This window comes from Spirochaetota bacterium (assembly GCA_034190085.1).
GTDB lineage: Bacteria > Spirochaetota > UBA4802 > UBA4802 > JAFGDQ01 > JAXHTS01.
In genome coordinates this window covers 1-11,269 of record JAXHTS010000007.1, presented here as the reverse complement: position 1 = coordinate 11,269, position 11,269 = coordinate 1, and the positions used below count along the sequence as shown (strand labels likewise).

Annotated in this window: 10 protein-coding genes; 2 read left to right on the top strand and 8 right to left on the bottom strand. The window is 37.0% G+C overall.

The window, feature by feature from the left end; genetic code table 11:
* The first annotated feature begins 140 nt into the window (after window positions 1-140).
* Window positions 141-1,298 (top strand): response regulator, encoded by a 1,158-nt coding sequence (locus SVZ03_01275; GenBank protein MDY6932836.1) that lies wholly within the window; start codon window positions 141-143, stop codon window positions 1,296-1,298.
* A 44-nt stretch (window positions 1,299-1,342) separates the two neighbouring features.
* On the opposite strand, the gene SVZ03_01270 is transcribed toward SVZ03_01275, so the two are convergent.
* The 4 genes from SVZ03_01270 to SVZ03_01255 form a co-directional block, all read right to left on the bottom strand.
* Complete coding sequence (locus SVZ03_01270; protein ID MDY6932835.1) at window positions 1,343-2,095, bottom strand: prolipoprotein diacylglyceryl transferase; 753 nt, start codon at window positions 2,093-2,095, stop codon at window positions 1,343-1,345.
* Window positions 2,096-2,111: 16 nt separating this feature from the next.
* Window positions 2,112-2,741, bottom strand: a complete 630-nt coding sequence (locus SVZ03_01265) for an STAS domain-containing protein (GenBank protein ID MDY6932834.1) — start codon at window positions 2,739-2,741, stop codon at window positions 2,112-2,114.
* An 11-nt stretch (window positions 2,742-2,752) separates the two neighbouring features.
* Entirely contained in the window at window positions 2,753-3,655 is a 903-nt protein-coding gene (locus SVZ03_01260) for a hypothetical protein (GenBank protein MDY6932833.1), read from the bottom strand.
* Between the two features lie 85 nt (window positions 3,656-3,740).
* Window positions 3,741-4,703: a nitronate monooxygenase gene (locus tag SVZ03_01255; protein ID MDY6932832.1), complete on the bottom strand. Its 963-nt coding sequence runs from the start codon at window positions 4,701-4,703 to the stop codon at window positions 3,741-3,743.
* Window positions 4,704-5,145: 442 nt separating this feature from the next.
* On the opposite strand from SVZ03_01255, the gene SVZ03_01250 reads away from it, so the two are divergent.
* Entirely contained in the window at window positions 5,146-6,636 is a 1,491-nt protein-coding gene (locus tag SVZ03_01250) for a CoA-binding protein (GenBank protein MDY6932831.1), read from the top strand.
* Window positions 6,637-6,732: 96 nt separating this feature from the next.
* Here SVZ03_01250 and flgE read toward each other — a convergent pair whose 3' ends face one another.
* From flgE to SVZ03_01230, 4 genes are all read right to left on the bottom strand, one after another.
* Window positions 6,733-8,106 (bottom strand): flagellar hook protein FlgE, encoded by a 1,374-nt coding sequence (gene flgE, locus SVZ03_01245; protein MDY6932830.1) that lies wholly within the window; start codon window positions 8,104-8,106, stop codon window positions 6,733-6,735.
* Window positions 8,107-8,147: 41 nt separating this feature from the next.
* Window positions 8,148-8,699: a flagellar hook capping FlgD N-terminal domain-containing protein gene (locus SVZ03_01240; protein MDY6932829.1), complete on the bottom strand. Its 552-nt coding sequence runs from the start codon at window positions 8,697-8,699 to the stop codon at window positions 8,148-8,150.
* 24 nt (window positions 8,700-8,723) lie between these two features.
* Entirely contained in the window at window positions 8,724-10,013 is a 1,290-nt protein-coding gene (locus tag SVZ03_01235; protein MDY6932828.1) for a flagellar hook-length control protein FliK, read from the bottom strand.
* Between the two features lie 170 nt (window positions 10,014-10,183).
* Window positions 10,184-10,909, bottom strand: coding sequence for a cytidylate kinase-like family protein (locus tag SVZ03_01230; GenBank protein MDY6932827.1), 726 nt, complete (start codon window positions 10,907-10,909; stop codon window positions 10,184-10,186).
* Window positions 10,910-11,269 lie beyond the last annotated feature (360 nt).

The following is an 11,269-nucleotide window of genomic DNA, read 5'->3' as shown; positions in this document are numbered from 1 at the left end:
TCTTTGTTACGGAGCATATCTTGTTATTGCTCATAAGGGGTATATAGGCATAAAGAAAAATGTACTACAATTTATACCTTAGGCTGCCGTCATCCTTGTGGCAGCGTTTGATTTTACTGGAATAGTGGAGGGGTGAAAGAATGGATGAAAAGATATTATTTGTAGATGATGATGCTAATATTCTTTCTTCATTTAAAAGACAACTCAGGAATAAATACAATCTTGTTACTGCTGAGAGTGGGATTCAGGGAATTGCTGCTCTAACAGAGGATGGGCCTTTCGCTGTTGTTGTTTCAGACTTTCGCATGCCGGAGATGGATGGGATTGAGTTTCTTTCCAAGGCCCGAGAAATTTCTCCTGACACAGTGCGCCTTATGCTTACTGGACAGGCCGATATGGAGTCCTCAATTAAAGCAATAAATGAAGGGAACATTTTCCGGTTCCTTACAAAACCCTGTTATATGAATGATCTGAAGAATGCATTAAATGCAGGGATTGAGCAATATCGTCTTATTACAGCGGAGCGTGAAATATTAGATAGGACCCTAAAGGGCAGCATTAAAATACTAATAGATGTATTATCCATAGTAAGTCCAATAACCTTTAGCCGTGCTTTCAGACTTCGTAAAATGGCTAGAGGAATCGCAGAACGTTTGAAGATAGAGAGATTCTGGGAAATTGAGATTGCTGCAATGCTATCGCAAATCGGCTGTGTTACTCTTCCAACAGAGATATTGGAAAAGAAGTATAAGGGGGTCGAACTTCCTGTAAATGAAAGGGTGATGTTTTATAAACATCCGCAAATAGGGAAGAAATTTCTATCAAATATCCCTCGTTTGGAGGAGATATCTGATGCGATTGTATATCAATTCAAACAATTTGATGGCGGAGGTTTGCCAGAGGATGATAAAAAGGGGAAGGCAATCCCATTAATTGGAAGAATAATTAAGGCGGTTCTGGATTATGATCTCCTGAAATCGAAGGGAGAGACAAATGAGAATTCACTTAAGATTATGCAAAGCCATATTCAGTGGTATGATCCTGAAATCTTTGCCGCTTTGGAAGCTGAGGTTCTGAGTGTTGAAGAGGGTTATATTGTCAAATCGATTATGATGAAGGATATATTAATAGGCATGGTGCTTGCTGATGATGTCAAGGATTTGAGAGGTAAGATATTGATTACAAAGGGTAATGAGATTACTGAGGTGTTAAAAACGAGGTTAATGAATTTTTCATCTCTGGGAGATGTAGTGGAACCTATTAAGGTAATTGATCAGATAGATAAGATGAGCGAGTAATTCTAATATATTAATCTTTGAAGTCCAGAAAAGGAAGAGATAAATTATGTCTCAACTTCTAATTTATTCGAATACATCCAGCATGCTATACCAATAAGTATGAAAAGGATGGCAGTTAGCTGTGCCTGAGTTAAATTAAGGAATGTTTCAGGGCATCTCCTAATGAATTCTACCATAAACCTGGCGGATGCACTTAGCATAAGATAGATTGAGAATAGTCTTCCAGTGGGAAGCCCTCTCTTTCGAAAAGCTAAGAGTAATCCGACCAATAAAAATGAAAAGAATGACTCAAAGAGAGGGGTTGGCAATACTGTCATTGTCGTTGGGACAATACCGTTTGGGTAAGCAGTGCCCCAAAAGGAGACAGTATCCAAACCATAACAACCATCTCCCGCAACATGGCAGCCAAGCCGTCCAAAACAATAGCCTAGGGCTAACGAGGGAGAGATAGCGTCAAAGATGGTTAATACATTATGTTTATTTTTTTTAATTACAATAATGCCTGCTGCTAAGCTTAGTATGTAACCCCCATATGCCGCTAATCCTGATCCTGAAAAGACCATGCCCCATGGATCAACTAAAAATGAATCAAAATGATCGAGTATATGAGCGATCTTTGCTCCAATGATTCCGCATGGTATCGCAACTAGCAGAAGCTTATATGCTAGATCAGGATCAATCCCCCTAAGTTTTAATTCCCTTTCCAGAAGCAGAAAGGCCATGTAGAAACCAAGGCCTAACATTACCCCATATCCGCCAATGGTTATAAATTTATACTTGAACAATATTGGAAACATAGTCTCTTAACTCCGGTTAAAATAAAACAGTTTGATCAGCTTCTACAGTGAATTCCATTTTACAGTCCGGGCACATGTAGGCGCCGCTTTTCTTAACTCGTATAAGGCTTTTGCATTCCGCACATTCCAATATAATTGGATTATCGAATGCTACTTTTTCTGCAATTTCATCTGAAGGCATCTCTAGACTATTCTCTTCAAATCCCACCTCTTCTATGGAATGCACCCTTAGTCTCTCCAATTCCAAGTTATCCTCATGCATTGAATTTTTCATCTCCGGATGATCTCTCATCTCAAGCTGTTTGTTCATGATCTGTAACGCCTCCTCCCTATTGCTGGCTATTCTAAATATTTTATCAAAACCTAGTAGTTTATATAGGGTTGAAATTTCATTTGTTAGATTGCAGATTACAAAACATCCATTATTTAATAATATTTTTTTGTGAACATAGAGAGTCACTCCAATCCCTACAGAACTAACATATTCCAATTTGCTGGTATCCATGATAATGAGGTTCTGATTTTTAGCGGTAAGCTGATCAATATATTCTTCCAAATCATGGCTGGTCTCGCTATCCAATGCCCCATCTAATTCAATAATGGCAACTTTACCATCAATAGCTTCTGTAAGACTAATAAAAACCAAGTGAATTACCTCTACATCTTTGTTATTGGAATGGCATCCTTAATTATTTTATTGACATTTAATAATTCTCTTTCATTAAGTCTTTTCGCAATTATTTTTGATCTTTTTTTAACAATACCTATTGATTCGCCTCTAAAAGGTGCGGGGACTTGAGCGCTTTCTAAATCAATTATATACTCCTCTGCTCTACCTCTCATCAATCCTCTGTCTCTAATGTAAATAATTATTGATATAAGAGAGGATAACGCAATCGATGCAACAAGAAAAAAGATAGAGAGTTGTTTGCATTTATTAATATGCTGTAACAAAAAAGTATAAATTCTATCTTTACTAATAATGAGGTTCATGCTTCCTACAGCTTTACTTTTTACAACAACAGCTCTAGTGATTAACCATCCTACAATATCGATCTTTTTATAGAGATATCTCTTTATCAGCCTTGTTAAATCTCTCTTAAAAGGAATCCTCTTCTCCATGATATGATAGTCAAGAAATCGGGTACCCCAAATATTTCTTTTCAATGGTAGAAGAATAAGGTCAATGTTGTATGCTAATTCATCGTTTACAATATTCCCCTTAAGTCTTTTAGCAATCGATTTGCTGGAGTGGACAATGATCTTACCATTAGTAAGTACAAAGAATGCTTCATCAATGATATTGTCCTGAATTTTTTCTTGAAAGAGTGTTCTTAACTTTAAGTAATTATTTCTCCTATAGCTAAGCTCCGCTGTGCTCGCAAAGGCTTCTGTTAGAATTATTGAGTAATTACGGGTATCATTCTCAATTTCTGTTATTCTGCTTTTCCCAATAAAATAAAAATAACTCATTAGGATTAGAGCAGACATTATTATTAGAATTAGAAGGTTGACAAAAAATAATCCAAAGGGGAAATGCCTTTTAGTTTTATTTTTCATTATTATTCGAACTTTTCACAGTTATCGCAGACTTTCAGATTCAACTTTTTCTAATTATTCAGTAATAACGGCTATGAGGTGTTAGTTATTTGCTTTTCAATCTATCAGCTGTTGTATTTAATATCGGATTAATATTCGAAATAATATCATCAAAAATATCTTGAACGCTTTTAATATCATTTATCATTCCTGCAATCTGACCGCTTTGCACTGAGCCATTATCAATGTCTCCTTTAACAGATGCCATGTAGGTCCTACCCTGTCCTATCATCTCTATTATTTTATCAGGAGACATGCCACTTCTCTCTGCTTCCAAGACCTCCTCTGATAGTTTATTCTTTATCATACGCACAAGGTCGTTCGTAGCTCTTCCAGTAATGGTTGTACCTCTGTCATCGGCATCAATTATCGCCTGCTTAAAATTTTTATGAACAGGGGACTCCTTGGTTACAGCGAACCGCGTCCCCATTTGTATTCCCTCAGCTCCTAAAGCAAATGCAGCGACCATTCCCCGTGCATCTGCAATTCCACCTGCTGCAATTACGGGAATCTCAACAGCATCCACAACCTGTGGAAGAAGTGCAAATGTAGAGATTTCATCTCTGCCATTATGACCACCAGCCTCAAATCCCTCTGCTACTATAAGATGATAACCCAGGTCCACGGCCTTTAGCGCCATCCTTACATTTGCGATCACCTGTATCGCGATAACCCCAGCAGATTGCAACATATCCGCAACCTTTGCTGGATTCCCGGCAGAGGTGACTACAATTTTTACTCCCTTGTCTAGGGCCGCGCCTATCATCTCCTTATAGTCAGGCCTTGCTAATGGAAAGCTCACACCAAAGGGATTGGTAGTAAGTGTCTTTATCTTATCCAGTTCGGTTTGTAAGGTTTCTTTATCTAAGGAGGCGATGCCTAATACTCCTAGCCCTCCAGCATTGGAGACCGCAGCAACAAGTTCAGCATTTGAAACCCAGGACATCCCCCCCTTGATGATGGGATATTTTATATCTAAGAGTCTACTAACTCTTGTTTTAATCATCATAATTCTCCTCTATTATGTCGTGTTGTTTATATGGGACAGCTTAGTGAGACTTTTTCAGCAAGTCTGATGCGTTTCGTGTAATTATTTTATGTGCTAGGCTTACGGAAACTGGCCATTAATGTCGGGAAATTTTATTATAACGGAAATATCAATGTTTGACTATAGAATCTGTCAAAAGTTTTTAAAATTGTCAATAATAAAATTATACATGAAATTTTGAGAGGATGCGAAATATTGTTGAAATCGATTGTTGTAATATAGAATATGTAACACAATTAAAAATAATGGACTGAAGGGGAGTAGGGTGATCATAATTTGATATTTGCTAGTTAAAAGAAGCAAATTTTTGATTGCTTGTTTAATATTAAGAAAAAGAAAATATACCTTCATATCATTAAATTCAGATATATTAAGATGATCGAGTTTAATTAGGAGTTAAGTAATGTTGGATAGAGTGGATAGAGAAATAGTAGAAGAAAAGGTGAAATTTCAAGATCTTGATAGAATATTCAATCCTAAGAGAATTGCTATCATTGGAGTATCCTCAAAAGGGGCTGGTTTCGGGAATGGTTCACTTCTCGCCATCCAGGCGCTAAATTATCCTGGAGATATTTATCCTGTTAATCCCAGGGGGGGCAGTATCAATGGGATGAAGATATATAAGAGTTTGGATGAAATTGATGGGGAATTAGATTTTGCTGTTATCAGTGTTCCAGCAAAGGATGTACCCGGGGTGATTGAGGAATGTTTAAAGAAAAATTCGGCGGGTGTTGAAATCCTATCAGCCGGGTTTAGTGAGACAGGAACTCAGGAAGGCATTATGCTTGAGGAAGATATAAAGAGGGTCGCGCAAAAGGGTATCAGGGTGATAGGTCCAAACTGTTTTGGTATCTATTGTCCAAAGTGTGGCCTTAATATACCCCCAGGTCCTGATTTTTCGCATGAAAGCGGGCCTGTCGCTTTTCTATCTCAGAGCGGCGGCATGTCATCAGATTTTGCATGTCTTGGTAAATGGATGGGGATCAATTTCAGCAAGATGGTGAGCTTTGGTAATGGTGTTGATCTAAGGGAGACGGAGCTATTGGAATATTTGGCAGAGGATTCGGATACAGAGATAATTTCGATGTACATAGAAGGTGTCAGGGATGGGAGAAGGTTTTTCAAGGTATTGAGGGATGTTGCCTCAAAAAAGCCTATAATTGTATATAAGGGTGGGCTTTCGGATGCAGGGCAGAGAGCTGTGGCAAGCCATACCGCCTCAATGGGGGGCAAGAGAAAGATATGGGAATCTATGATAAAGCAATGCAACATCGTTCAAGTTAGAAGCCTCATTGAGATGGCTGAAACCTGCCTTGCCTTTTGTCTGCTTCCAAGAAGGGTATATAGGCGGGTGTCGATCATTGGAGGTGGGGGAGCTTTAGGTGTGATGGCTTCTGATGCTGCTGATTCTTTTGGAATAGAACTTCCGGTTTTTAAGGGTGAAATTTATGATAATATAATGTCCTTGTTGCCAAAACCAGGTTCAAGCGCGGCTAATCCAATTGATGTGGCGAATCCAATGGTGTCAATTGAGTTTTTAAAGGAGGTTATGTTGATAGCCGGGAAGGACGAGAGGGTAGATTTCCAGGTTATGATTCAGCTTCTTCATACCTATAAAGCTGTTGCTGACAGAATGGGAGGGAATGTTAAGGAGTTAACCCCTTATGAACAACTTGCTTCAATGCTCTGGGATGTTGCAGAATCAACTGGTAAGCCGGCAGTTATCGTATTACCCAGATACAGGCAGGGGGTTGAGGATATTGATCTTGAGGAGATGATGCGTTTAGCAAGGCAGGCCTTTTATAATAAAGGAATACCTGTTTTTCATGATGTAATAGATGCCTTCAGGGCAGTGAAACATGTATCAGATTATTATAAACGACATGAACGATAGACAATATGCTGTATAAACTCAATGATAACCTGATTCAATAGGACAATAGTACACCTATAGAAGGTTTCAATTTATGATGCTATTTTGTGAGAAGCTCTATCTCTTAAGATTGAGTAACTCCTGTAGCATCTGATCAGAGGTTGTAATAGTTCTTGAGTTGGCCTGAAATCCTCTTTGAGTTACTATCATATCAGTGAATTGGTCTGATAGATCAACGTTTGACATCTCAAGGGAACCCGCTACTATCTTACCCCTTCCAGCCTCTGCAGCAGGGCCTATGTTGGGTAGTCCTGAGTTATTGGACACCTCGAATAGGTTTTCTCCCTTTGCGATGAGTCCCTGTGGGTTTGTAAATACAGACATAGCCACCTGACCTATCATCTGCTTGACACCATTGGAATATACTCCAGTGATTATACCGGAGTTGTCGATGTTATAATCCTCCATGTAACCCAAGGAATATCCATTTTGTTCAACGGCCTTGGTTGTTGATGGGGATGAGAACTGCGTTATGCCCTCAATTTGTCCTGCCTTGCCTAGATCGAGATTGATTGTTCTTATAGTCGGATCGCCGCTCCTTCTGTAATTGAGGTTAACCACCAGATTCCCCTGATTTAATCCATCGGGTGTTGAATCGTCTCCAACAGAGATAACTCTTCCATCTGGAGAAAACCTTAAGTTGATTCTGGATGTGGGATTGGCCTGATTAGGCTGATTTGCTCCTGCAGGAACATCAAGGATAACGTCGCCATAAGCGCCTGTAATTGCAGCCGAGGCCGTCCATTGATTAACGCCTGTTTTCCAGAAATTCATGGTTAAGCGGTGATTATTCCCGAGTTTGTCGTAGATGTCAATATTTGTGGTTATTCCTGCTGATGCTCTCATCTTGCCAGTAGAATTCGGTGGTAGAATAGACTTTTTGGAGTCAAGATTACATTTATATTTTACATAGGTTGTCTCCTTTGCCTCCACCTTACCATAGATAGGAACTATGATATCCTCCACTGTGCCAGATGGATTTACAACTTTTTCTCCAGCCTCATTGCTCGTGGACATCCATCCCTGTACCTTTAATCCGTTTGATGGATCTACCATAGTTCCATCTCTATCAAGAGCAAAAGAGCCATCCCTGGTGTAATATTTTTTATCGCCATCTGCTAAGATAAAAAAACCATCACCTGTAATTGAGAGATCAGTTTGATTTCCGGTTGTTTGCAGGCTGCCTTGGGTAAATATTTTATCAATTGAAGCCATAGTCATACCCAGGCCAACCTGCTTAGGGTTTACTCCACCTTTGTTCTCCTCTGGCTTAGCTGCTCCGGCAATGGTCTGTGACAGCATATCCTGAAATGTGACTCTTCCGGATTTAAATCCGTACGTATTTACATTAGATATATTATTACCTATCACGTCCATCCTGGTCTGGTGATTCTTTAAACCTGAAACACCGGAAAAAAGGGATCTCATCATGGCTCAATACTCCTGATTATATTTTCTATAGTTATACTCTCTTAATTAGTATCGTTATATGTGTTGATATCTTTAGAGGGATTTGCTTGTTTAGAATATTCTTTAATCATATTTGCTTTATTATTCATCATATTTGTTGAGGCTTCAATTGAATATATTGCATGTATATCTGAAAGCCCAATTTCACTGTTGTTAACCTTTAGTTTTACGCCATCATTGCTGTAAAATATTTTGCTTACAATACCCTTCAGTCTCTTCCCTGTAATGGGATTTATTGCCTCAACTCCCTTGCCTAAGAGGGAGTATGCTTCGCCCGATAGAGTGCTAGCTGTTAAGGCTTTGATTGACTTGTTTATCTCTGTCATCTGTTCAAGGGCTGAGAATTGTGCCATCTGAGATATGAATTCCTTATCATTCATGGGTTGTGTAGGATCTTGATGGCGTAGTTCAGCAACCAGCAATTTAAGGAATGAGTCTTTATTCAGTCCCTTCTTAATTCCCTCAGGTTTTTTTTCTTCCTGAGTGTTGGTTAGTCTTGAAGGATTCCTTGCATTATTGACTTTATCACTCTGTATGGGGAATATATTATCCATTATGCTCTCCTGGATTATAAAAACTTAAATTATCATATCTATCTCTCCATGGTGAATATACCTGGAGATAGTCTCATATCCATTCTGCAGGTTAATATTAGGATCAATATTGATTGAGAAATCCTCGCCTCTTGCATGCCATTCCCAACTTTTGTTTTCATTTTTAACATTAACCTGAAATTCTCCCACAGACATCCCTGCCTCCTGGAGCTTTTCTTTTATTAAATATATATTTTCTAAAAGAAGATTCCTCGCCTCTGCCGTTTCAGCAAGAAATCTGCCGGAGATCATTCCTTGGTCAAGCCCCAGGTTCACGTTTACCCTACCTAGCGATTCGGGGTATAGTCTGATGGAGAATTTGCCATTCTTATTATCCCTGATATAAATTCTTGCATTCTGTATTATGTTTTGAAGTTGTTCATTGAAGTTATTATTTTTCGGAAGGTTTAGCGCTGAAGCGCTTCCTTTTGATATGTTGCTATGATTCCTAAAAAAATGAAATGCGCTATTCGAATCATTGTTATCTGATGGCGCGCTTTCATTATTATTGGTGGCTTTACTAAAAAATTGAATTTTTTCATTTATTAACCCAATCGTTTCTATTGGCTTGGACTCCATAGTACTAGGTAAGGTGTTATCATTTGATTTTGAAAGATGCTTTTGTATTGAATTATTTAGTTGTTTAATTATATCCTTGAATTGGAGGAATTTGCTATCAATCTTGATCTGTTCTCTTGATAAAGGCTCTTCATTGTTAAGCATATTGAGGAATGACCTAAGTTTTATAAGGTTGTCAAAAATATTCTTCTGAATATGTGTATCCTTGATATCTCTACCCATAAGGGAGTCCTTCAAGCCTTGCAATACTTCTTTAATATTTTTAATCTCTCGAGCATCAACAGACAGATCCTTCAGCATATTTTGTAGGATATTGAGCATGTCTAAATTTAAGTCTATACTCAATCCTATTCCCTCACTGCTAATTTCAGTCTTATTATCATTTTCAATTATTGAATTAGACTTTTCCTTAATGTTCTGAGCAATAGTATCCTTATCATCATTATCCACTTTAGAATCAGCAGATTTTGATTTTTCAGATCCTGGTTTCGCACTATTTTCAATCCTTTCCTCATTTGAGGATATAGGCTCTTCAGCAGGATTATTTTTATTATCATCAATATTTGGCGCTTCACCCATATTATCTATTTGTCTATCAAGAACATTCTTAAAATTTGTAGTACTATTAGTTATCTTATTAAAAGTATCTATTGATGTTTTATTTTCATGCTGGGTACTATAAAAATCTATTTTCATGAAATTAGATATCCTCAATTATAATAAGTGATTATAATCCAATTTTATTATATATTATTAATATCGATAAAAGGTAATATAAACTGAATGGAAAATTAGAATATGTTAATACTATTCTATTAGGTTGGACGATTAGAGGGGAATATACTAATTCATAAAATTTTGAAAAACTATAAATACCCTTTTATTTTGATTAAAGCAATGATAATATTTGCACATTCATCGGGGCTTAATTTTTCACTATTAAGCACTAAGTGATAGTTTTTAGGATCAGAGATATCGAATTTAATATATTCTTTAAAATCATTTTCTCTCATATCAGACTTTTTATTAATTAACTTCTCAGCTTCTTTTTTATTTATTTTGCATAGAGTTGATATTCTTTCTATTCTCCATTTTAATGGGGCAACAATCTTAATGTGTAATCCTTTTTCCATATCTCTGGTTATCCAGCATCCGCCTCTGCCTATTATAATCGCATTTCCATTTGTAGCAACCGTTCGGATAATTTCACCCATTTTTCGGTATATAGTCAAGTGTGAAGGTAATTTGGCAAACATGGTTTGCAGGACATTAGTAATTTTATTTACAGATGTATGGGTCATCACGTTTAATAGATTAGTCGTAAAGCCCGTATCTTCTGATATTTTTTCTAAGACTTTTTTATCATACAATGCCCATTCAGGTTCTGACTTATAATCTCTATTTATTTTTTTTACAATTGTTTCCCCAATTTCAACACCTCCACATCCATATTCTCTTGAAATAGTAATAAAAGGTAAATTTTGTTTCTTGTTTATAAATAATTTTTCATCCTTTATATTAATAATTTTATCTTTTTGCTGTTTCCAATATTTCAACTGATTACTTATATGCAAGTCCATTGATCTTGTCATATAGATTCTCCTTGGTATAAAAAATATACAAATTTATATTTTAAAAAGATATAAATATTGTAGATTCTCTTGAGCATTTTCATAAATTGTATGGATTTTATAGAAAATACTCAGATTGATAAATCATTGAAATTTATCATTTTAATTTCAAGTATAATTTAGTAAATCGATATAATTTTATATTTGTAAATAATAGGCGCATGTCTTATTGTATGTGTACTTGCTTTTAGTCGTATGTTCGTTCACCAACTCTCCCTTTGCAGTCTGGCAATGAGCCACTTTTCAAGCCTTTTATCCAGCTTGCCAACCCATGATTCGATTTTATTTATATCGCCGCTCATGATTGCCGCTTTTTCTTCA